Source organism: Streptomyces sp. NPDC052042, from assembly GCF_044548345.1.
Taxonomy (GTDB): domain Bacteria; phylum Actinomycetota; class Actinomycetes; order Streptomycetales; family Streptomycetaceae; genus Streptomyces.
The window spans coordinates 209,453-230,885 of record NZ_JBIUBU010000008.1; the positions used below are offsets into that span (position 1 = coordinate 209,453).

Genomic DNA, 21,433 nt, shown 5'->3' on the forward strand with positions numbered 1-21,433 from the left:
TGACCTCGGTCACGTGGGCGGGGCAGTGTAGCAGAGGGTGGAGACAACCTTGTGAAGGGGCTCACGAGGGGGGTCGCGGGGTGGGGTGGATACTCGATGGCATGAGCACCACGGAGCGTCCCAGGATCCTCGTAGTAGGCGGTGGGTACGTAGGCCTGTACGCAGCTCGTCGCATCCTGAAGAAGATGCGCTACGGGGAAGCGACCGTCACGGTCGTCGACCCGCGCTCGTACATGACGTACCAGCCCTTCCTCCCCGAAACCGCCGCCGGCAACATCTCGCCCCGGCACGTCGTCGTCCCGCTGCGGCGCGTACTGCCGAAGGCCGAGGTCCTCACCGGCCGGGTCACCACCATCGACCAGGACCGCAAGGTCGCCACGGTCGCCCCGCTCGTCGGTGAGGCGTACGAGCTGCCCTTCGACTACCTGGTCGTCGCGCTGGGCGCGGTCTCCCGCACCTTCCCGATCCCCGGCCTCGCCGAGCAGGGCATCGGCATGAAGGGCGTCGAGGAGGCCATCGGCCTGCGCAACCACGTCCTGGAACAGCTCGACAAGGCCGATTCGACGACCGACGAGGAGGTCCGCCGCAAGGCGCTCACCTTCGTCTTCGTGGGCGGCGGTTTCGCCGGTGCGGAGACCATCGGCGAGATCGAGGACATGGCCCGCGACGCGGCGAAGTACTACACGAACGTGAAGCGCGAGGACATGCGCTTCATCCTCGTCGACGCTGCCGACAAGATCCTGCCCGAGGTCGGCCCGAAGCTGGGTGCCTGGGGTCGCGAGCACCTGGAGTCCCGCGGCATCGAGGTCTTCCTCCAGACCTCCATGGACTCCTGCGTCGACGGCCACGTGGTGCTGAAGAACGGCCTGGAGGTCGACTCCGGCACCATCGTGTGGACCGCCGGTGTGAAGCCGAACCCGGCGCTCGCCCGGTACGGTCTGCCGCTCGGCCCGCGCGGCCACGTGGACACCAGCGAGAAGCTCCAGGTACAGGGCACCGACTACATCTGGGCCGCGGGCGACAACGCCCAGGTGCCGGACATGGTCGGCCGCCGGGCCGGCAACCCGAACGCGTGGTGCCCGCCGAACGCCCAGCACGCGCTGCGTCAGGCCAAGGTCCTCGGCGACAACGTCATCGCCGGGATGCGCGGCTTCCCGCAGAAGGAGTACAGCCACGCCAACAAGGGTGCCGTCGCCGGTCTGGGGCTGCACAAGGGCGTCGCGATGATCAACCTGGGCAAGATGAAGATCAAGCTCAGGGGCCGTCTCGCCTGGTACATGCACCGTGCCTACCACGGCATGGCGGTGCCGACCTGGAACCGCAAGATCCGCGTCTTCGCCGACTGGACCCTCGCCATGTTCCTCAAGCGCGAGGTCGTCTCGCTCGGCGCCGTCGAGACGCCGCGCGAGGAGTTCTACGAGGCCGCCAAGCCGGCTCCGGCCCCCGCCGTCGCCAAGCCCGAGGGCGAGAAGGCCGCGGCCTCCTGACGCCCCGTCGCGGGCCCACTCGCCCGCACGGTGCGCCGGTACGCGCACGACGCCCGAAGGGGCCGCCCGCCATCCGTGGTGCGGGCGGCCCCTTCGGCGTACTCGGGCGCCCGGCGTCGTTCCGCCCGCTGTCGTTCCGCCCGGCACGGAATGGCAGGCGGGGCGTGACGGCCGGGGGACGTCAGGCGGGGGTGCCGGACGGGCATGACGGGCGGGGCCGCCCGCGCGGGGTCGGCCGGCGGACCGGGTGACACGCTCTCACATGGGTGTAGCGCGCAGGTATTTTACCGTTCCATTGCGCTGTAGCGGGATGGGGGACGTCCGGCGGACCGTTGAGGGTGATGTACCTCGCCGTGGCGCCGCGGGTGCCCGGCGTGGTTCCAGGCATGTCCGGTCCCGTTCGGGCATGTTTGGGCCTATTGGGAACACCATCACGGAGGTGTGCGCCATGGCAGACGCCGCGTTGCGGCTGACCGCTCTCGTCGAGGAGTTTCTGGGAGAAAGGCTCCGGATCCGGATCCGGGCCTGGGACGGCAGCGAATCCGGACCGCCCGGTGCCCCCGTCCTCATCATCCGACACCGGCGCGCTCTGCGCAGGTTGCTGTGGAAGCCGGGCGAACTGGGCCTGGCCCGCGCCTGGGTGGCGGGTGAGATCGACATCCAGGGCGATCTGTACGAGGCCCTGGACCTGCTGGCCTCGCTGATCTGGGAACGGGATGTGGCGGAGGAGGACGCCGTCCACCCGGTCCGCGATCCGAAGGTCAGGGCCTTCGCGAAGGGGCTGCTGCGCCTCGCGGGACCCGGGCTCCCGCCGACGCCGCCGCCCGAGGAGGTACGAGGCCGCTCCGGCACCCTGCACACCAGGCGCCGCGACAAGGCGGCGATCAGTCACCACTACGACGTCGGCAACGACTTCTACGCCCTCTTCCTCGGCCCGTCCATGGTCTACTCCTGCGGTTACTGGGAGGGCGGCGGGACCCTGGAGGAAGCCCAGCGGGACAAGCTCGACCTGGTCTGTCGCAAGCTCGCGCTGAAGGAGGGCGACCGGCTCCTCGACGTCGGCTGCGGCTGGGGCTCGATGGCCGTGCACGCGGCCCGTGAGTACGGTGCCCGGGTCACCGGGGTGACCCTCTCCGCCGAGCAGGCCGCGTACGCCAGGAAGCGCGTCGCGGACGAGGGCCTGACCGACCGGGTCGAGATCCGGGTACAGGACTACCGGGACGTCAGGGACGGCCCCTACGACGCCGTTTCGTCCATCGGCATGGCGGAGCACGTCGGCGCGGTCCGCTTCCGCGAGTACGCCGACGAGGTCTTCGCACTGCTCAAGCCGGGCGGCCGGCTGCTCAACCACCAGATCGCCCGCCGCCCCGAGAAGGACGAGTCCGCCTATCGCGTGGACGAGTTCATCGACGCCTATGTCTTCCCGGACGGCGAACTGGCCCCCGTCGGGCGGACCGTCACCCTTCTCGAAGCGGCCGGATTCGAGGCCCGCGACGTCGAGTCGATCCGCGAGCACTACGCGCTCACGCTGCGGGGCTGGGTCGCCAACCTGGAGAAGCACTGGGACCGCGCGGTCCGACTGACCTCGGCCGGACGGGCCCGGGTCTGGCGCCTCTACATGGCCGCCTCCGCGCTCTCCTTCGAGCACAACAGGATCGGCGTCAACCAGATCCTCGCGGTGCGCCCGGCGGCCGGCGGGGCCTCCAGGATGCCGCTGCGGGCCCGTGCGTGGACGGAGGCGGCCAGGGCCTGACCGGTCGCTCCGCAGGGCTCCTGCCCGGCGCCGGAAGGCGTGCGCGGGCACGTGGCGCAGAGGCGTGAGGGAGGGTGCTTCACGGCACGTGCGCCCGGCGCTCGGCCCGGGGTGCGTACGACGGCGCGCGGACCCGGAACGCACCGGGGGCCGGTACCCGCAGCACTGGGCTTGCGGGTACCGGCCCCCGACCGTGAACGCCCACCGGGGCGCTCGGTGGCGAGCGGTCCGCCGTGAACCGCCCGGCCCGGGCGGCCGGCCGGCCCGGAACTACTCGGTCTTGATCGCCGTCAGCATGTTCAGCTTCGCGGCGCTGCGGGCCGGCCAGAGCGAGGCCAGCACGCCCACCAGGCCCGCGAGCACCAGGAAGATCCCGATCCGGTCCCACGGGATGACCAGGGCGTAGCCCGGGAGGGAGTCCTTCAGGGTCTGCCCGATCGCCCAGCCGAGGAACGAGCCGAGCGCCACGCCGATCACCGCGCCGAAGAGCGAGATGACCACGGCCTCCAGCCGGATCATGCGCTTCACCCGGCGCCGGTCCAGGCCGATCGCGCGCAGCATGCCGATCTCCTGCTGGCGTTCGAAGACCGACATGGCCAGTGTGTTGACGACGCCGAGCACCGCGATGATCAGGGCCATCGCCAGCAGGCCGTACATGATGTTCAGGGCGGTGTTCACGAAGCCGCCGAACATGTCCCGGATGCCCTGGCGGTCGATGACGCTCATCGCCGGGTTGTCACCGAGCGCCTTGACCACGGCCTTCTCGTTGGCGGCGGTCTCGCCGCCGTCCATCTTCAGCCAGATCTCGCGGATGTACGGGTGGTCGGTGTGCCGGTTCAGGAGGTCCTTGGACATCAGGGCGGAGGAGAGGAACTCGTTGTCCTCGTAGACCGCCCCGACCTTCAGCTTCTCCTTCTTGCCGTCCTCGTACTCGACCGCGACGGTGTCCCCGGTCTTCCAGCCGTTCGTCTTGGCGGCCTTCTGGTCGACGGCGAACTCGTTGTCGCCGAGGGAGTCGACCGAGCCGGAGACCGTCTTGATGGCGAAGAGCTTCGACACGTCGCCGGGGGCGACCCCGGAGGCCATGAGGGGTTCGCCGCCGATCTCCGGCCAGGCGTACTGGTGGGGCGTGATGGCCTTGACGCCGTCGGCCTTCTCCAGGGCGGCGAGCGCCGACGGGTCGAGCGTGTCCCCGTTCGCCATCGAGACCATGTAGTCGGCCTTGATGTTGTCCGTCGTCATCCGGTCGACCGCCTGGCCCAGGGTGACGCCGAGGACCGAGATGCCGGTGACCAGGGTGAGCCCGATCGCCAGGGCGGAGGCGGTGGCGCCGGTGCGGCGCGGGTTGCGGACCGCGTTCTGGGCAGCCAGCTTGCCGGAGACTCCGAACAGGCGCTTCAGCAGCGGGCGGACCAGTGCGACGACCGGCCGGGACAGCAGCGGGATCAGCACGATGACACCGATCAGCGCGAAGAACGCGCCGCCCCCGATGACGGTGCGGCCGTCCGAGCCCATGGCCGCGCCCGCCACGATGCCCACGCCGCCCAGTGCGGTGAGGACGCCGCCGATCGAGTTGCGCAGTACCAGGGACTTGACCGTCGCGGCGGCGTGCACGCTGTTCATCGCCGCCACCGGCGGGATCTTCGCGGCCCGGCGGGCGGGGAGCCAGGCGGCCAGCACGGTGATCAGCACACCGACCGCGAGCGCCGCGATGACCGCGGTGGGCGAGACGATCAGCGGTCCGGCCGGGATCTTGCCGCCGGTCAGGCTCATCGCGGAGCGCAGGCCGACGGCGAGTCCGAGGCCGAGCCCGAAGCCGATGACCGAGGCGAGCGCGCCGACCACGGCCGCCTCCAGCAGCACCGAGCGCTTGACCTGGCGGCGGGACGCACCGACGGCGCGCATCAGGGCCAGTTCCCTGGTGCGCTGGGCGACCAGCATGGTGAAGGTGTTGGCGATCAGGAAGATGCCGACGAAGAGCGCGATCGCGGCGAAGGCGAGCAGCATCGTGTTGAGGCTGCTGAGCCCGTCCTCGATGCTCTTGGCCTGCTCGTCGGCGAGGTCCTTGCCGGTCCGGGCCTCGGCGTCCTTCGGCAGCAGCGGCTTCACCTCGGCCAGCAGCTTGTCGGCGGAGGCGCCGGACGCGGCGGAGATGTCGACGTTCATGAACTCGCCGGGCCGCAGGTACAGCTTCTGCGCGACCGGGGTCTCGAAGAGGACCAGGCTGCCGCCCGCGTTGACGGCGCCGTCCTCGGTGGTGAAGACACCGGAGAGGGTGTACTCCTTCACCGGTCCGTTGGTGGCGACCCGGACCCGGTCGCCGACCTTGTACTCGCCCTTTTTCGCGGTGTGCTCGTCGAGCGCGATCCGGTCGGGCCCGTCCGGGCCCTTGCCGTCGACGAAGGCGTACGCGGCGTCCTTGCCGTCCTTGCCGGGGAAGAAGTTGGCGCCGGTGTTGGTCCAGCCGTTGCCGATCAGCTTGCCGTCGGGGTCGGCGACCCCGGCGAAGCCGTTGACCCGGCCGGTGGCGGTGTCGACGCCCTCCAGGCCCTGGATCTTCGCGAGGCCGGCGGCGGTGACCCCGCCGGGCGCCTTCGGGTCGCGCTGGTCGGCCCGGGTGGTGATGGCGACGGCGATGTCGTCGTAGCTCTTCGCCGACTGGTTGCGGAAGGCGTTGCCGAGGGTGTCGGTGAAGACCAGGGTGCCGGATACGAAGGCCACGCCGAGCATCACGGCGAGCACGGTCATCAGCAGCCTGGCCTTGTGCGCGAGCACATTGCGCAAGGCGGTACGGAACATGTCTGTCAGTCCTGGGAAGGGGAGGAGGTCCGGCAAAGGGCGCGTGCGCGGGCGGGCCCCGGGCGCGCGGGAGGAAGGGATCCGGCCGCGCGGCGGGTGCGGGCGTCGGGCAGGTGCGGGAGGAGCGGGACTCGGGCGTGCGGGAGGGCGGGACTCAGCTGGTGCGGCCCTTGCCGTCGAACGCCTTCATCCGGTCGAGGACCCCGTCCGCGGTGGGGTGCATCATCTGGTCGACGATCCGGCCGTCCGCGAGGAAGATCACCCGGTCCGCGTAGGAGGCCGCCGCCGGGTCGTGGGTCACCATCACCACGGTCTGTTCCATCTCACGCACCGAGTTGCGCAGGAAGCCGAGGACCTCGGCGCCGGAGCGGGAGTCCAGGTTCCCGGTCGGCTCGTCACCGAAGATGATCTCCGGCTTCGAGGCCAGGGCGCGGGCCACCGCCACGCGCTGCTGCTGGCCGCCGGAGAGCTGGGTCGGCCGGTGGGACAGCCGGTCGGAGAGCCCCACCATGTCGATCACCCGGCGCATCCACGCCTCGTCGGGCTTGCGGCCCGCGATGTCCATGGGGAGCGTGATGTTCTCCAGCGCCGTCAGGGTCGGCAGCAGGTTGAACGCCTGGAAGATGAAGCCGATCTTGTCCCGGCGGAGCTGGGTGAGCTGCTTGTCCTTGAGGGCCCCCAGCTCCGTGTCGCCGATGCGCACGGAACCGCTGGTGAAGCTGTCGAGACCGGCCACGCAGTGCATCAGTGTGGACTTGCCGGAACCGGACGGGCCCATGATCGCGGTGAACTCGCCGCGCGGGAAGTCCACGGAGACCCGGTCCAGGGCCGTCACCCTGGTCTCGCCCTCACCGTAGACCTTCGACAGGTCCGTGGCGCGGGCAGCCACCGTGATGACGCGGTGTGCGGTGGGAGTGGTGGTCACGGGAATCTCCTGATCCGGGGCTCCGGCCGAGGGCCTCGTCCGGGGTCGTGTGCCTGATGAGGTGCGTTCGAGGTGTCCGATCGTTTTCGGACCTCTTCATCCTCACCGCCGTATTGCCGTGTCGCGTCAGCCCCCGTGCCCGTTCCCGGGGTCGTCTTGAGTCGCATCGGCCGACCCGCATGTCCTCCTCCGGTATGACATCGACCCTGAGACCGTCCGCCCGCCCGGGAGGACAAGGCGTCAACACACAGCCTCGGGAGCACCGTGTTCCGCACCGCGGACGCGGGGCCCGAGCGCCCATCCGGCCTTCCGTCCGCCCCCTTCCGAGGGACGTCGAGGGGCCCGTGGCTGACGTTTCCGCCGGGTCCGCGAAGCGACTCCGCGGTCCCGGCTCCGATCGCCGACACCCGGCCCCGACCGCTGGCCCTTCCGTCCGTCACGACCCGGACGAGGGCCCGGCCGACCGGTCGGGTGGCGGGGAGCGTGGCGGCCACTGGCGTACGCCCGACGAATGTGCCGTCCGGGTGCGGCGACTTTACGTCAATCCGGATTGCCGTCCGCGGTGCCCACTACCCCGCCCGGGCATGTGAGGATGCACGCACGCAAGTGCTGACGCACCCTCAAACAGTCAATAAAATAAGACAACATCGCGCCACTCATCCGCTGATCGGAGGAAGCCCCCGGATAGGGTCATGTGCCAACGCGGAGCCGCGCGCCAGGCCCGGATGGTGGAATGTAGACACGGCGAGCTTAAACCTCGCTGCCCCTCGGGGGCGTACCGGTTCGAGTCCGGTTCCGGGCACCACTTCGCGCATGACGGCCGAGCGTCGGACCACGCGGTGACGCGTCTCCCACGGCCTCGGCCACCGCCTTCCGAACACCGCCTCCGGGCCGCCGTTCTTGAGCCCCGCCCCCGGCTCGCCGCCCGTGACCGCCGCTTCGGGCGCCGTTCCCTTCCCCACGTCCCCGTCCCGCTTCGCCCCGGCCGCGCCCCCGCCCCCTCCGTCTGGCGCGGGCGGCCGTCGTGGCGACCGGATCGACCTTGTAGCGAATTGCAAATTTATGCAATTCACTACATGCTGTCTTTGTTGTATTCGCAAGTGGAGTGTGTCTGCTCCGCACGTCACGGCCGCCACAGCAGGCGATGGCCGGGCCGAGAGTCGCCCCGCTTCGACGGGGACGCACGAGGCCCGGTCCGACGGGGCCACGGACCGACGGCTGACAGGACGACAGCCGATGGCCCACAGGTGAGCCGACAGGGTGAAGGGAGTCTGCGGACGTGCCGGTTCCGCTGTATCAGGCGAAAGCCGAGTTCTTCCGGATGCTGGGGCACCCGGTGCGCATCCGGGTGCTCGAAATGCTGCAGCGCGGCCCGATGCCGGTCCGCGCCCTGCTCGCGGCGATCGAGGTGGAGCCCTCGGCGCTGTCGCAGCAGCTCGCGCTCCTGCGCCGCTCCGGGATCGTGACGTCCACGCGGAAGGGCTCGACCGTGGTCTACGAACTCGCGGGAGGGGACGTCGCGGAGCTGATGCGGGCCGCGCGGCGGATCCTCACCGAGATGCTGGCCGGGCGGAACGAGCTGCTGGCCGAACTGAGGGAAGCCGAGGTCACCACGTCGTGAGCACGGTCAGTACGGTTCTCGAACGATCCCTGGGCCGGGTGCGCTCACTGCTGCCGGTCCGTGCCGACTTCGCGGCCATGGGCCGCAACCCGCGCCGCGACCTGCTCGCCGGTCTCACGGTCGCCATCGTGGCGCTGCCGCTCGCACTCGGCTTCGGGGTCTCCTCCGGGCTCGGCGCCGAGGCGGGGCTCGCGACCGCGGTGGTGGCCGGGGCCATGGCCGCGCTGTTCGGCGGCTCGAACCTCCAGGTGTCCGGGCCGACCGGGGCCATGACCGTCGTCCTCGTGCCGATCGTCGCCCAGTACGGCCCCGGCGGGGTGCTGACCGTGGGACTGCTGGCCGGGGTGCTGCTGATAGCCCTGGCCCTGCTGAGGGCCGGCCAGTACATGCGCTACGTCCCCGCGCCCGTCGTGGAGGGCTTCACCCTGGGCATCGCCTGCGTCATCGGGCTCCAGCAGGTGCCCGCCGCGCTCGGTGTGGCCAAACCCGAGGGCGAGAAGGTCCTGGTGGTGGCCTGGCGGGCGGTCGAGGAGTTTGTGAAGGCGCCGAACTGGACCGCCCTCGCCCTCGCGACCGGTGTCGCGGCGGTGATGCTGCTCGGCGCGCGCCTGCGGCCGGCCATCCCGTTCTCCGTCGTCGCGGTGATCGCCGCGACGCTGGTCGCCCAGCTCCTCCACCTGGACGGGGCGGCGCCGATCGGTGATCTGCCGTCCGGGCTGCCCGCCCCCTCGCTGGCCTTCCTGGACCTGTCCGCGCTGGGTTCGCTGCTCGCGCCCGCCGTGGCCGTGGCGGCCCTCGCGGCCCTGGAATCGCTGCTGTCGGCCACGGTCGCGGACGGCATGACCGTGGGCCAGCGGCACGACCCGGACCGGGAACTCTTCGGGCAGGGCGTCGCGAACCTGGCCGCCCCGCTGTTCGGCGGCGTCCCGGCGACGGCCGCCATCGCCCGCACCGCGGTCAACGTCCGTACCGGAGCCGGATCCCGGCTCGCCGCGCTGACCCACGCCGCCGTCCTGACCGTCATCGTGTTCGCCGCCGCCCCGCTGGTCTCGAAGATCCCGCTGGCCGCGCTGGCGGGCGTGCTGCTGGCCACCGCGATCCGCATGGTCGAGGTCGGCTCGCTGCGCGCGATGGCCCGTGCCACCCGCTCCGACGCCGTGGTCCTCTGTCTGACGGCCGCCGCCACGCTCGCCCTGGACCTCGTCTACGCGGTGATCATCGGCCTGGTGGTGGCGGGTGCGCTGGCGCTGCGGGCGGTGGCCCGCCAGGCACGGATGGACCAGGTCGACTTCCGCCCCGATCTGCCGGGCGAGCACAGCGACGAGGAACACGCGCTGCTGGCCGAGCACATCGTCGCCTACCGGATCGACGGACCGCTGTTCTTCGCCGGGGCGCATCGCTTCCTGCTCGAACTCTCCGAGGTCGCCGACGTCCGTGTCGTCATCCTGCGCATGTCGCGGATCACCACCATGGACGCCACGGGCGCACTCGTCCTCAAGGACGCCGTGGAGAAGCTGAACCGGCGCGGCATCACCGTGCTGGCCTCCGGGATACGTCCCGGCCAGCGGCGCGCGCTCGACGCCGTCGGCGCCCTGGACCTGCTCCGGCCCGACGGCCGGGACTACGCCACCACCCCGGAGGCCATCGCGGCGGCCCGGTCTCGGCTCCAGCACGCCGGTCTCGTGCCCCCTCGTCCCGCCACCGCCTCCTCCGCCGAACCCGCCGTTCCGCGCCCCGGTGGCCCCGCTGCCCCGGTCCCGGCCTCCGACCCCGTTCCGGATTCCAGGTCCGAGGGGGCGACCCGATGACCGTGTGCGCCGTCGGCCACCTCGTCGGCCCGGACCGTGCGGGCGTCGCGCCCGACCGTCCGCTTGCCGACGACCGCCCGCTTGTCGACGACCGCCCGCTTGTCGACGACCGCCCGGGGGGCCACCGCCCGCGGGCGGTGCCCGGATGCCGCCCCAGCCGCGAGGAAGCCCCATGACGGCCCAGCCCGACACCCTGCCCCTGCGTCATGTCCTGACCCTGCCCACCATGGGCGCCGCCGTGCGGGCGGCCCGCGAGGCGACCGAGCAGGTGCTGGCCGAGTGGGGCGTCGGCCCGCACCACCCCGGTGTGGGCCCGGTGCTGCTGATCCTCAGCGAACTCGTCACCAACAGCGTCCGGCACGCCGCCGTACTGTCCCCGACGGTGACGGTGCACTACGCGGCGGGCCCGGACACGTTCGCGTTCGGGGTCCACGACCGTCACCCGTACCGGCCCGCGCTGTACGGACCGGGCACCGGAACGGCCGGCGGCCTGGCCATGGTCTCCGAACTCACCCAGGACCTCGCGGGCACCGCCGTCATCCGCGAGGACCGGGACGGCGGGGGCAAATGCGTCTGGGTCACCGTGCCCCTGCGAGGCGTGGCGGTCCCGGGTCGTGGACGGTGACCCGGCTCTCGGGCCCGGCCCCGTCCGGCCGTCCTGGGCCCCGCCCTGTCGCCCCGGTACCGGCCCGGCCCCGTCCGGCCGTACCGGACCCGGCCCGTGGCGGGCACCCCGGCTCCGTCCGGCCCCGGACTCCCGTCGGCTCCGGTCCTGTGCCGGCCCCGGCCCGGGGCCGGGCCCCGTGGCGCCCCTTCCAGCGGCGGCCGGTCAGAATGTTCCGGGCTTCGGGCTTCTCGTCACCTTCCCGGGTTTCTCCTCGGGCTTGACGGTTTCGGGGTCCGGTCCTGTTCCCGGGCCTCCGGTTCCGGGTTTCGACAAGTGACGAGGTCGGCCCGTCCGGGCGGACGCGCGAGGATGACCCCATGGCGAAGAGTTCTGAGTGGACGCGATGCAGGACACACACATGGCCGAGATGGGCCGGCCGGGTGGCAGGGGCCGCGGGGACAGGGTCGGTTCGATGAGCGCGCCGCTTTACCAGTTGAAGGCCGAGTTCTTCAAGACGCTCGGGCACCCCGTCCGCATCCGGGTGCTCGAACTGCTCAGTGAACGCGAGTACGCGGTGTCCGAGATGCTCGCCGAGATCGGTGTTGAGCCCGCCCACCTCTCGCAGCAGCTGGCCGTGCTGCGGCGGGCCAATCTCGTCGTCGCGCGCCGCGAGGGCTCGGGTGTCTACTACTCCCTGGCCAATTCGCAGGTGGCGGAGCTCCTGCGGGTCGCACGCACCATTCTGTCCGGGGTCCTGGCCGGGCAGGCCGAGCTTCTCGCCGACCTGCGTGCCACCGAGCCGGGCAGGACACAGGGCTGAACGGGCCACGAGACGGAACGGCCGCGAGCGGACGGGACCGACGGGCCAGGGGCGGGGACGGAAGCGGCGGACGGGGCGGGGCACGGGGCGGCGGACGGGGCGGGCCGCGGACGATGGGCTGCGGGCTTGTGGGCCGGTCGGCCGGTCGGGATGCGGGCCAGGGGAACGAGGCAGCGGGGACGGTCCGGGACACCGGGCGAAAAATGTCTGCACATCGTCCCTCGGTTCGGTAAAGATCCTCCTCAGGCACTAGTCTGGATCCTTTGCCTACCCATTACTCTTGTGGGAAGGCCACGCAGGGTGGCCATGGAGGAGTGAGATGAGGAGCAGCAACCCGGTCTTCTCGCGACGGGGCTTCAGCCGCGACAACGGATACGCGGGCTTCAACGCGGCGCCGCAGGCCGGGGCCCCCGTCACGGGTACCAACCCGTACGCCACCAACCCCTACGCCCAGCCGGATACCCAGTACGGCGCTCCGCAGGCACCGTCGCGCTCGGGCGTGATGACGATCGACGACGTCGTCACGCGCACAGCGATCACGCTGGGCACCGTGGTGCTCGGCGCCGTGTTCGCCTGGGCCCTGCTGCCGGTCGACCCGGCCAGCCTGGGCAAGTCGTACGGCATCGCGATCGGCGCCGCCCTGGTGGCGTTCGTCCTGTCGCTCATCCAGTCCTTCAAGAGCAAGCCGGTCCCGGCGCTGATCGTCGCTTACGCGGCCTTCGAGGGTGTCTTCCTCGGAGTGATCTCCAGCGCGGTCAGCACCTACATCGGCCCCGGCGTCGTGATGCAGGCGGTGCTGGGCACCATGTGCGTCTTCGCCGGTGTGCTCTTCGCGTACAAGATGCGCTGGATCCGCGTCACCCGCCGCTTCTACGGCTTCGTGATGGCCGCGGCCATGGGCTTCATGCTGCTGATGATGGTCAACCTGCTGTTCGCCGTCTTCGGCGGCGGTGACGGTCTGGGCTTCCGCTCCGGCGGCCTCGGCATCCTGTTCGGCGTCATCGGTGTCGTCCTCGGTGCGTGCTTCCTGGCCCTGGACTTCAAGCAGGTCGAAGACGGCATCACCTACGGCGCTCCCCGCGAGGAGTCCTGGCTGGCGGCCTTCGGCCTCACCATGACCCTGGTGTGGATCTACCTGGAGCTGCTGCGTCTGCTCTCGATCCTCAGCGGCGACGACTGACACACGCACCCGCGGGGGTAGGACCCGCGACGGGTGGTACGTGACGGATACGGAGGCGGCCCGCAGGCACTGCGCCTGCGGGCCGCTTCCGTGTCCGTGTCCGTGTCCGTATCCGTATCCGTACCGGTACGGGACGGGACGGCGGGCAGGGGACCAGGTGTCCCGGGGCCGCCCGTCGAGGGGGTGAGCCCAGGGCCATGCGCGCCGGCAACGGCCCGGGGCGGGCGGTAGGGTCGCGGAGTGCTCGATACGACTCCGCTGACCACCGCCGTGGACCGATTCGCCGACCGACTGCGCGCCGCCCCGCAGAGCCGTCTGCGGCGCGGTGCCGCCGCCGAGGGACTCGCCACAGCCAGGGAACTCGCGCTGCGGGCCCAGCGCATCGACGCACCGGACCGGGAACCGCGCCTCATGCCGGACGCCGGGATCTTCGCCGTCGGCGACCAGCTCGCGGTGGCCGGACACGACTTGGCGGCGGCACTGGAAACGGCCCCGTCGACGGAGCTGGACGAGGCCGTGCGATTCGTTGAGGAGGCGGCCGAGCGGGCGTTCGCCTAGCGGGCGTTCGCGTGGCGTGCGTGCGCGTGGCGCGACGGGCCGACGGGATCCCATGGGCGGGGCGGCGGGACGACGGGCCGTCAGGGATGCTGGGCCGGTGGGCCGGTGGGCCGGTGGGCCGGTGGGCCGGTGGGCCGGTGGGCCGGTGAGAGCGCGGGCCCTTGGGGGCGCGGCCGGCGAGGGCCGCTGCATCCGGGGCTGGCTCAAGGGGAATGGCCGGGGGCGGCCGGGATGGCTAGAACGAGGCGATGACGCGGTCGGCGAGTATGTAGACGTTCTCCTCGCCGCACGAGAAGGTCAGGGCGTACGCGCCGGACACCCCGGAGCCGCCCAGCAGCACGGGGCGCTCCCCGGCGAGCAGCGACGCGGCCAGGCGCTCGGCCGTCTCCCGGTGACCGGGCGTCATACAGAGCGTGGTGCCGTCGGCGAAGACGTACACATCGAGGGTGCCGAGCGGGCCGGGGCGCACGTCGGTGAGTTCCGTACGGCTGTCGGCGAGCTCTTCGAGGCGGTTCACGGTGCGTTCGTGATCGGCGACCACGGGGGTCCGCACCGGTACGAAGTCGGGGTGCGAGGGGTGGCGGCGGCGGGCCGCGGCCAGCTCGGCGGAGTCCTCGGCGAACTCGGCGGTCTCCGCCAGTTCGGTCACCTCCGCCAACTCGGCGACCTCGGCCAGCTCCGACAGCTCAGACAACTCCGACAGCTCTTCGAGTGCCTCGGCGGAGTCGAGATCCATCGCCTCCAGGCCCGCGAAGTCCGCCTGGCGCGGCATGTACAGCGACGCCTCCTCGCCGATTCCGGACAGACCACCCAGCAGGGACGGGCTGTCTTCGGCGTCCCGGGCTTCCTGCGAAGCCCAGAAGGCGCGGGCCTCGGCGAGCTCACGCTCCCGTTCCTCGGCGAGCGCCTCGGCGACCGCCGCACGTATCTGCGGTGGCACGGCGGCGCCGTCGGCACGGGTCGCGGCCAGCTCCGCACGGAGGGCGGAGATCTGCTTGCGCAGCCCGTGAGCAGCACGCAGCGCAGCGGCGCCCACGGCCGTGGCGGCGGCGGTGGTCAGCAACAGGGCAAGAGACATGGCGCTCACTGACATACTCCCGGTTCCGATGGATTCCCCGACTTCCTACCTCAGCTTGTCCTCTGCCCGCGCCCGGTGTCAGTGCATTACGTCACGAATTGGACAGGTCTTTCGGCCCGGTGTTTAAGGTCGGTACTGGTGCGACCTGCGGGAATGGTGCTCTCCTGGGACGTAGGTCACATCCTGGGGGAGATTCGGTCACGGCTGGGGCTCGGAAACCGGCCATTCTTTGGGCCCGAACAAAACGAACGCGCCCACGCTCGTCGGCGAGGCACCCGCCGTCGCGTCCGTGGCCGCGTTTCATTCCGCTTGGTCTCCGCGGAGGGCAGCTGCCGCCCTCGTTCCTCTGGCGGTCCCTGCCCTCTGCTCCAACTCGGCTCAGCCGCTCGTGTTTGTGGTCGCATTTCGCTTCGCTTCCGCTGCGGGCAGCTGCCGCCCTCGTCCCTCGGGCGGCCCCTACCCTCCGCTCCAGCTCAGCTCAGCCGCTCGATGACCATGGCCATGCCTTGGCCGCCGCCCACGCACATGGTCTCCAGGCCGAACTGCTTGTCGTGGAACTGGAGGCTGTTGATCAGCGTGGTGGTGATCCGGGCGCCGGTCATGCCGAAGGGGTGGCCGACGGCGATGGCGCCGCCGTTGACGTTGACCTTCTCCAGCGGCAGACCGAGGTCGCGGTAGGACGGGATCACCTGGGCGGCGAACGCCTCGTTGATCTCGGCCAGATCGATGTCATCGATCGTCAGCCCGGCCCGCTTCAGGGCCTGCTTGCTGGCCTCCACCGGCCCATACCCCATGATCTCCGGGGAGAGGGCGGAGACGCCGGTCGAGACGATCCGGGCCAGCGGCGTCAGGCCCAGCTCGCGCGCCTTGGTGTCGGACATGATCACCAGTGCGGCGGCGCCGTCGTTGAGCGGGCAGCAGTTGCCCGCCGTGACCAGCCCGTCGGGGCGGAACACCGGCTTCAGGCCCTGTACGCCCTCCATGGTGACGCCCGCGCGGGGACCGTCGTCCTTGGAGACCACCGTGCCGTCCGGGGTGGTGACCGGGGTGATCTCGCGCCCCCAGAAGCCCTTCTTGATGGCCTCCTCGGCGCGGTTCTGCGAGCGGACGCCGAACTCGTCCATCTCCTGACGGGTGATGCCCTTGAGCCGGGCCAGGTTCTCCGCGGTCTGTCCCATCGCGATGTACGCGTCCGGCAGCAGACCGTCCTCGCGCGGGTCGTGCCAGCCCTCGCCGCCCTGCTCGGCGCGGGCGGCGGTGCGGGCCTCGGCGTCCGCGAACAGCGGGTTGTGCGTGTCCGGCAGGCTGTCGGAGTTGCCCTTGGCGAAGCGCGACACCATCTCGACGCCGGCCGAGATGAAGACGTCGCCCTCGCCCGCCTTGATGGCGTGCAGCGCCATCCGGCTGGTCTGGAGGGAGGACGAGCAGTAGCGGGTGATCGTGCAGCCGGGAAGGTGGTCCATGCCCATCTGCACGGCCACGATGCGGCCCAGGTTGTTGCCCTGCTCGCCGCCGGGGAGGCCGCAGCCGAGCATCAGGTCGTCGATGTCCCTCGGGTCCAGCTCGGGAACCTTCGCCAGCGCGGCCTGGATGATCGCGGCGGTCAGGTCGTCCGCACGCAGGTCCTTCAGCGAACCCTTGAAGGCCCGCCCGATGGGCGAGCGGGCGGCAGAGACGATCACGGCTTCGGGCATCACGCGGCTCCATGAGGGCTGGAAAGCGGGTTCGGGCAGGTACTGACTTGGAAGTTACCTGTACGTAGATGCTGGGTCATCGGGCAGCGCATGTGACGCCGACCTCTTTTCTAAGCGCTTGCTCAGGCCGGGATCGGTCGATTCCAGCCGGTCCCACCGGTCTGGCCGATTCTGGTCGGTCCGGCTGGTCCAGCCGTCTCCGGCACCCGTACGTCCGGCCGGTTCCTGTTCTCTGTTCGATCGTTTCCTGGCGCCCGTATCTCCGGACGCCACGCCATCTCCGGACGCCGCCCCGCCGCATCCGGGCGGCCGTCGATGCGGTCGCCGAGCCGTCCCGCGCGCCCGTCGCCGTGCGGCGGATCGCGGTCGATCAGCCGGCCGGCCGGGCGGTCGGGCGGTCGGCCGGTCAGTTGGCCCGGAGGTCCCGCGACGTCCTTCGGGCTTCCTTCCGCCGCTCCCCGCGCCGCTTCGTCCCTTCCGAGTCTGCCTTCGTCTTCGTCGTGGTGGGAGCGGACCGCGGTGTCTCCTGGCCGTCCGGCCCCGGGTGCGGCTCTGGGTGGGGTTCCGTGGCCGCGGGCAGGCGCCGCCGCCTGCGGTGCTTGAGGAGCGCCCAAGGCGCCCGGGCCGCGGTGACCTCGGTACCGGCCTCCTTGGCCGCCTGGGAGGCCGCCTTGGCCACCGGCAGCATGTTCTCGTGCCGGGCCCCGTCCAGGCGGTCGGAGTCCGGCCACAGCCCAAGCGCCGCGCAGAGCGTCGGCAGCACGGCCATCGCCGCCGTGGCGTACCCCTCCGCCGACGGGTGGTAGTTGTCCGGTCCGAACAGCTCCCGAGGATTCGCCTCGAACTCCGGTCCCAGCAGGTCGCCCAGCGACACCGTGCGCCCGCCCTGCTCCACCGCGCCGATCGTCTGGGCCGCCGCCAACTGCCGGCTCGCCCGGCGGGCCAGCCAGCGCAGCGGCTGGTAGACCGGTTCGATCGTGCCGAGATCCGGGCAGGTGCCGACCACCACCTCCGCGCCCGCCGTGCGCAGCCTCCGTACCGCCGTGGTCAGACAGCGCACCGACTGTGTGGCGGGGATCCGGTGCGTCACATCGTTCGCGCCGATCATGATCACGCAGACGTCCGGTGTGGCGGACGGATCGGCGAGCAGCAGCGAGACCTGCCGCTCCAGGTCGTCCGACCGGGCGCCCGGCTGCGCCACGTTGCGCAGGTCCACCGGCCGTTCGGACACCGCCGCGAGCCCCGAGGCCAGCAGCGCCCCCGGCGTCTGACCGGCTCGGCGCACCCCTAGTCCCGCCGCCGTCGAGTCGCCCAGCAGCCCCAGCCGAAGCGGTTCGGCGGGTCCGGCGAAGGCCACCCCGTACCGCCCGTCCGCCTTCGGCGGAACCGGTGCGACACCGCCGCCCACGTGCCGTTTCGCCAACTGGACCTCCGCCAGCAGGACGCCCACCGCCGCCGCGCCGAGCAGCCCGATGCTGCCACCGCCGTAGGCCGCGCCCGCTGCGATCCGCCGTGCCACTCGTGCCCTCGACACAGTCCGGTCCACCTCTCGTCGCCGTACCGCCGTACGTACATCTCATTGCCCCGCGGTGGCCGTCGCTCAATCACGCCGACCCATCTCCCGCCCGTTCTCCCGTCCCTTCTTCCGCCAGTGCGCATACGCTGGCCGCACCCATACGGAGACTGCGGAGTACACGGTGCAATTCCACGATTCAATGATCAGCCTTGTAGGCAACACCCCGCTGGTGAGGTTGCGCAGCGTCACGGCCGGCATCCAGGCGACGGTCCTGGCCAAGGTCGAGTACTTCAACCCCGGCGGCTCGGTCAAGGACCGCATCGCCCTGCGCATGATCGAGGCCGCCGAGCAGAGCGGCGAACTGCGGCCGGGCGGCACGATCGTCGAGCCGACCAGCGGTAACACGGGCGTCGGCCTGGCGATCGTCGCCCAGCAGAAGGGGTACAAGTGCATCTTCGTCTGCCCGGACAAGGTGTCCACGGACAAGATCAACGTGCTGCGCGCCTACGGTGCGGAAGTGGTCGTCTGCCCCACGGCCGTTGATCCCGAACACCCTGATTCGTACTACAACGTCTCCGACCGGCTGGTCCGCGAGACCCCGGGAGCCTGGAAGCCCGACCAGTACTCCAACCCGAACAACCCGCGCTCGCACTACGAGACCACCGGTCCGGAGCTGTGGAAGCAGACGGAGGGGAAGATCACCCACTTCGTCGCGGGGGTCGGCACCGGCGGCACGATCAGCGGCACCGGCCGCTACCTGAAGGAGGCCAGCGACGGCGCCGTCAAGGTCATCGGCGCGGACCCGGAGGGCTCGGTCTACTCCGGAGGTTCCGGGCGTCCCTACCTCGTCGAGGGCGTCGGCGAGGACTTCTGGCCGACCGCCTACGACCGGACGGTCACGGACGAGATCGTCGCCGTGTCCGACAAGGACTCCTTCCAGATGACCCGCCGCCTCGCCAAGGAGGAGGGCCTGTTGGTCGGCGGCTCCTGCGGCATGGCGGTCGTCGCCGCCCTGGAGGTCGCGGAGCGGCTGGGGCCGGATGACGTGGTCGTCGTCCTGCTGCCGGACAGCGGACGCGGTTACCTCAGCAAGATCTTCAACGACGAGTGGATGGCCGACTACGGCTTCCTGGAGGACGCGGGTCCGTCGGCCCGGGTCGGGGACGTGCTCGACCACAAGGACGGCCCGGTCCCGGCGCTCGTCCACATGCACCCCGAGGAGACCGTCGGCGAGGCGATCGAGGTGCTGCGCGAGTACGGCGTCTCGCAGATGCCGATCGTGAAGCCGGGCGCGGGCCACCCGGACGTGATGGCCGCCGAGGTCGTCGGCTCGGTGGTGGAACGTGAACTGCTGAACGCCCTCTTCGCCCAGCGCGCCTCGCTCTCCGACCCGCTGGAGAAGCACATGTCGCCGCCGCTGCCCCAGGTCGGGTCCGGCGAACCGGTCGAGGACCTGATGTCGGTGCTCAGCGGCGCGAACGCGGCGGACGCGGCGATCGTGCTGGTCGAGGGCAAGCCCAAGGGCGTGGTCAGCAGGCAGGACCTGCTGGCGTTCCTGGCGAAGGACATGACGGGCGGCAAGCCGTAGCGACCGGGCCCGGCGGTGACGGCTTCGCGGGGCGCGCGCCGGTGCGGGCTTCGCGAAAACGGTACGCGCGCGACACATGCGCGCAGCACCCGCTTAACACGGGTCCGACACGGTGAGGGGTGTCGGCGGGGAATCCGGCCGGCACCCGATACGGCGACACGGACTACGGAGCGGCTCCCGGACCTCCCGTCGCCCGGACGCGGCGACCGGCTCTGCCCCGGACCCGCGTTCCTCGCGGGGATCGCCGTCGTCCCGCCCTCCGGGGACCGGGGGTGCGGCGGTCCCCGCGTCGGCCTTCCACGGGCGGGGCTCGGTTGCCGCGCCCCGCCGGCATCCTGGTCGTCCCGGCCGGAGCCTCGGTCATCCCAACCGGAGCCTTGATCGTCCCGGTCGGCGTCTCAGTCGTCCCAGTCGGACTTCGAGTGTCCGGAACGGCGCTGGAACCAGGGCCAGTCGCGGGCCGCGTACACGGCGTTGACGCCGAGGATGCCGAACCAGGCGATGATCAGGCCCTCGGTGTGGGCGATGGCCGCCGCGATCGCCGACAGCGGGATGGCCAGGACCAGCGAGACGATCCCGAAGCCGAACCGTTCCCAGAATCCGCCCAGGGGCTGCGGCTGTCGCCCGCCCCGGGCGGCGCTCACCTGCTGCTCGGCGAGATGACGCCGGACGCGTCGGTCGAGGGTGGCGTCGAGCCGCTGCTCGACCTTCTCCAGGAACGACTCGACCAGCGCGGACTCGTAATCCGAACCGAGTTCACTACGGGCGTGCAAGGTGGCGTCGAGTTCGCTCTTGAGCTCCGGGTCTCGGGATTTCATGTCTGTCACCGTACGAATCGGCCCGCCCTGCGGGCAGTGGGGCTATCCCCCCTCTTTCCCGCTCCCTCCGCTTCTTTCTTCTTCTCTCTTCCCTCTTCTTCCGCTGGTCCGCCCCTTCCCACCGTCCGCGCCGACGTCCTTTCGGGCCGGTTCGGCACAGTCCGTTCATGCCACCGCGACCACCGGCCGCTGAGGCCCGCGACGGAGCCCGCTGAGGCCCGCGACGGAGCCCGCTGCATATGGACATGCAGACGCCTTGCTGGCTGAATGGTCTCTGTCGGCGCCGGACCGTGGTGCGAGGGAACTACCGAGAGGACAGCATGAGCGGGAGCAACCCGGCCGCGCGGTTGCAGCAGCTCTTCGAGGGGCGTCGGCTCACCCCCACCCAGCGGCGCATCGCGCACTGGATGGTGCGCAGGGCCGAGGACGTCCCGTTCCTGTCGAGCGTGGAACTGGCCGAGCTCGCCGGAGTCAGCCAGCCGTCCGTCACCCGGTTCGCCGTAGCGCTCGGCTTCGACGGCTACCCGGCGCTCCGCAAGCACCTGCGGGAGGTCGCCCCCACCGGGTCCGGGGCGGGCGGCGGTGACGACGCGTACAACGAGTACCAGCAGGCCGTCCTCGGCGAGATCGAGAACCTCCGGCACCTGGCCGACCTGCTCGCCGACCCCGCGCCCATCGAACGCGCGGGCAGGATGCTGGCGGCCTCCCGGCCGCTGCCGGTGCTCGGGCTGCGGGCCGCTTCCTCGCAGGCCCGGGGGTTCGGCTACTTCGCGACCAAGGTCCACCCCGACGTCCGGGTGCTCGACGAGGGCGGCAGCATGCTGCACGACCGGATCGACGCGGCGCGACGGGCGGGTGCCACGGCCCTGATGTGCTTCGCGCTGCCCCGGTACCCGAAGGAGGTCGTCGACGCCCTCGGGTACGCGCGGGAGCAGGGGCTGGCCGTCGTCTCGGTCGCCGACTCCGCCTTCGCGCCCGTCGCCAGGTTCAGCGATCTGCTGATCCCGGCGGCCGTCGGTACCGGACTCGCCTTCGACACCGCGTGCGCGCCCATGCTGCTGGGCCGGGTGCTGCTGGAGGCGATGTGCGACGACCTGCCCGACGCCCAGGCACGACTGGAGGAATTCGACGCGCGGGCGGTGGCGCGCGGACTGTTCGCCGAGTGACGCCCGGCTCCGGTG

General features: G+C 71.5%; 16 protein-coding genes and 1 tRNA gene. 11 read left to right on the top strand and 6 right to left on the bottom strand.

Going from position 1 to position 21,433, the window contains the following annotated elements:
• Nucleotides 1–101 precede the first annotated feature (101 nt).
• Both ACIHCL_RS16445 and ACIHCL_RS16450 read left to right on the top strand, forming a co-directional pair.
• A complete protein-coding gene (locus tag ACIHCL_RS16445) occupies nucleotides 102–1,487 on the top strand; it encodes an NAD(P)/FAD-dependent oxidoreductase (protein WP_399862171.1) in 1,386 nt (461 codons plus the stop codon).
• 448 nt (nucleotides 1,488–1,935) lie between these two features.
• A complete protein-coding gene (locus ACIHCL_RS16450; RefSeq protein WP_399862173.1) occupies nucleotides 1,936–3,240 on the top strand; it encodes a class I SAM-dependent methyltransferase in 1,305 nt (434 codons plus the stop codon).
• Nucleotides 3,241–3,510: 270 nt separating this feature from the next.
• Here ACIHCL_RS16450 and ACIHCL_RS16455 read toward each other — a convergent pair whose 3' ends face one another.
• Together ACIHCL_RS16455 and ACIHCL_RS16460 are read right to left on the bottom strand one after the other, a co-directional pair.
• Nucleotides 3,511–6,039 carry an ABC transporter permease gene (locus tag ACIHCL_RS16455; protein WP_399862174.1) on the bottom strand — a complete coding sequence of 843 codons (2,529 nt, stop codon included), beginning with the start codon at nucleotides 6,037–6,039 and terminating at the stop codon, nucleotides 3,511–3,513.
• 154 nt (nucleotides 6,040–6,193) lie between these two features.
• Nucleotides 6,194–6,964 carry an ABC transporter ATP-binding protein gene (locus tag ACIHCL_RS16460; protein ID WP_399862176.1) on the bottom strand — a complete coding sequence of 257 codons (771 nt, stop codon included), beginning with the start codon at nucleotides 6,962–6,964 and terminating at the stop codon, nucleotides 6,194–6,196.
• Between the two features lie 719 nt (nucleotides 6,965–7,683).
• On the opposite strand from ACIHCL_RS16460, the gene ACIHCL_RS16465 reads away from it, so the two are divergent.
• The 7 genes from ACIHCL_RS16465 (at nucleotide 7,684) to ACIHCL_RS16495 (ending at nucleotide 13,558) form a co-directional block, all read left to right on the top strand.
• Nucleotides 7,684–7,769: transfer RNA gene (locus ACIHCL_RS16465), tRNA-Leu, on the top strand.
• 474 nt (nucleotides 7,770–8,243) lie between these two features.
• The gene (locus ACIHCL_RS16470) at nucleotides 8,244–8,585 is read left to right on the top strand and encodes an ArsR/SmtB family transcription factor (protein WP_399862178.1); all 342 of its coding nucleotides are present in this window, start codon (nucleotides 8,244–8,246) and stop codon (nucleotides 8,583–8,585) included.
• Between the two features lie 77 nt (nucleotides 8,586–8,662).
• Entirely contained in the window at nucleotides 8,663–10,393 is a 1,731-nt protein-coding gene (locus ACIHCL_RS16475; RefSeq protein ID WP_399862314.1) for a SulP family inorganic anion transporter, read from the top strand.
• A 172-nt stretch (nucleotides 10,394–10,565) separates the two neighbouring features.
• Nucleotides 10,566–11,018, top strand: a complete 453-nt coding sequence (locus ACIHCL_RS16480; protein WP_399862180.1) for an ATP-binding protein — start codon at nucleotides 10,566–10,568, stop codon at nucleotides 11,016–11,018.
• Nucleotides 11,019–11,472: 454 nt separating this feature from the next.
• Complete coding sequence (locus tag ACIHCL_RS16485) at nucleotides 11,473–11,820, top strand: ArsR/SmtB family transcription factor (protein WP_399862182.1); 348 nt, start codon at nucleotides 11,473–11,475, stop codon at nucleotides 11,818–11,820.
• A gap of 319 nt (nucleotides 11,821–12,139) precedes the next feature.
• Entirely contained in the window at nucleotides 12,140–13,000 is an 861-nt protein-coding gene (locus ACIHCL_RS16490) for a Bax inhibitor-1/YccA family protein (RefSeq protein ID WP_399862184.1), read from the top strand.
• A 240-nt stretch (nucleotides 13,001–13,240) separates the two neighbouring features.
• Nucleotides 13,241–13,558: a hypothetical protein gene (locus ACIHCL_RS16495; RefSeq protein WP_399862186.1), complete on the top strand. Its 318-nt coding sequence runs from the start codon at nucleotides 13,241–13,243 to the stop codon at nucleotides 13,556–13,558.
• Between the two features lie 235 nt (nucleotides 13,559–13,793).
• On the opposite strand, the gene ACIHCL_RS16500 is transcribed toward ACIHCL_RS16495, so the two are convergent.
• The 3 genes from ACIHCL_RS16500 to ACIHCL_RS16510 form a co-directional block, all read right to left on the bottom strand.
• Nucleotides 13,794–14,651, bottom strand: a complete 858-nt coding sequence (locus tag ACIHCL_RS16500) for a hypothetical protein (RefSeq protein WP_399862187.1) — start codon at nucleotides 14,649–14,651, stop codon at nucleotides 13,794–13,796.
• Between the two features lie 458 nt (nucleotides 14,652–15,109).
• Entirely contained in the window at nucleotides 15,110–16,330 is a 1,221-nt protein-coding gene (locus ACIHCL_RS16505) for an acetyl-CoA C-acetyltransferase (protein ID WP_399862188.1), read from the bottom strand.
• A gap of 406 nt (nucleotides 16,331–16,736) precedes the next feature.
• Entirely contained in the window at nucleotides 16,737–17,849 is a 1,113-nt protein-coding gene (locus ACIHCL_RS16510; protein WP_399862316.1) for an SGNH/GDSL hydrolase family protein, read from the bottom strand.
• Nucleotides 17,850–18,027: 178 nt separating this feature from the next.
• Here ACIHCL_RS16510 and ACIHCL_RS16515 point away from each other — a divergent pair, with 178 nt between their 5' ends.
• Complete coding sequence (locus tag ACIHCL_RS16515) at nucleotides 18,028–19,434, top strand: cystathionine beta-synthase (protein WP_399862190.1); 1,407 nt, start codon at nucleotides 18,028–18,030, stop codon at nucleotides 19,432–19,434.
• Between the two features lie 398 nt (nucleotides 19,435–19,832).
• Here the strand turns inward: ACIHCL_RS16515 and ACIHCL_RS16520 are convergent, their stop codons facing one another.
• Nucleotides 19,833–20,252, bottom strand: a complete 420-nt coding sequence (locus ACIHCL_RS16520; RefSeq protein WP_399862192.1) for a hypothetical protein — start codon at nucleotides 20,250–20,252, stop codon at nucleotides 19,833–19,835.
• Nucleotides 20,253–20,572: 320 nt separating this feature from the next.
• Here ACIHCL_RS16520 and ACIHCL_RS16525 point away from each other — a divergent pair, with 320 nt between their 5' ends.
• Nucleotides 20,573–21,418 (top strand): MurR/RpiR family transcriptional regulator, encoded by an 846-nt coding sequence (locus tag ACIHCL_RS16525; RefSeq protein ID WP_399862193.1) that lies wholly within the window; start codon nucleotides 20,573–20,575, stop codon nucleotides 21,416–21,418.
• Nucleotides 21,419–21,433: the final 15 nt, after the last annotated feature.